The sequence below is a fragment of the Pseudomonadota bacterium genome, assembly GCA_038533575.1.
GTDB lineage: Bacteria > Pseudomonadota > Alphaproteobacteria > Rhodobacterales > Rhodobacteraceae > Shimia_B.
Map to the genome: position 1 here is coordinate 240,001 of JBCAYL010000003.1, position 1,306 is coordinate 241,306.

Genomic DNA, 1,306 nt, shown 5'->3' on the forward strand with positions numbered 1-1,306 from the left:
AGTCTTAATAGGGCGTCGAGTTCGTGGGATCAGACCCGAAACCGAGTGATCTAGGCATGTCCAGGATGAAGGTAAGGTAACACTTACTGGAGGTCCGAACCCACACCTGTTGAAAAAGGTCGGGATGAGGTGTGCCTAGGGGTGAAAGGCCAATCAAACTCGGAGATAGCTGGTTCTCTGCGAAATCTATTTAGGTAGAGCGTCATCCGAATACCCCGGGGGGTAGAGCACTGGATGGGTAATGGGGCCCCACAGGCTTACTGATCCTAACCAAACTCCGAATACCCGGGAGTACTAGATGGCAGACACACTGCGGATGCTAACGTCCGTAGTGGAGAGGGAAACAACCCTGACCGGCAGCTAAGGCCCCCAAGTAACGGCTAAGTGCGAAAGCAGGTGGGATGTCCAAAACAACCAGGAGGTTGGCTTAGAAGCAGCCATCCTTTAAAGATAGCGTAACAGCTCACTGGTCTAAATAAGACGTCCTGCGGCGAAGATGTAACGGGACTAAAGCCGTTCGCCGAAGCTCCGGATTGCGTAAGCAATGGTAGCAGAGCGTAGTGTGATATAACACCATGCCTCTTTAGCAGTCTTCGGACTGCCTTGGAGGCAAAGGTGTTTTCGATGAAGCCGGCCTGTGAGGGATCCGGTGGAGAGATCACTAGTGAGAATGATGACATGAGTAGCGACAAAACGGGTGAGAGACCCGTTCGCCGAAAATCCAAGGGTTCCTGCTTAAAGCTAATCTGAGCAGGGTAAGCCGACCCCTAAGGCGAGGCCGAAAGGCGTAGTCGATGGGAACCAGGTTAATATTCCTGGGCCAGGAGATGGTGACGGATGACGAAGATTGTCGGAGCTCGGGTAGTTCCGCCGGCAGTTTAGTTGTTCCTGGAAATAGCCCTCCATAAGATCGTACCCTAAACCGACACAGGTGGATAGGTAGAGTATACCAAGGCGCTTGAGAGAACGATGTTGAAGGAACTCGGCAAAATACCTCCGTAAGTTCGCGAGAAGGAGGCCCAGTTTCTAGGCAACTAGTGGCTGGGGGCACAAACCAGGGGGTGGCGACTGTTTACTAAAAACACAGGGCTCTGCGAAGTCGCAAGACGACGTATAGGGTCTGACGCCTGCCCGGTGCCTGAAGGTTAAAAGGAGGGGTGAGAGCTCTGAATTGAAGCCCAGGTAAACGGCGGCCGTAACTATAACGGTCCTAAGGTAGCGAAATTCCTTGTCGGGTAAGTTCCGACCTGCACGAATGGCGTAACGACTTCCCCGCTGTCTCCAACATCGACTCAGCGAAATTGAA

At 52.8% G+C, this 1,306-nt stretch carries 1 rRNA gene (cut by a window edge); it reads left to right on the forward strand.

The features are described 5' to 3' along the window. Positions 1-1,306, forward strand: a 23S ribosomal RNA gene (locus AAFM92_15155) (its annotated part extends 660 nt beyond the left edge of the window); the annotation flags it as partial.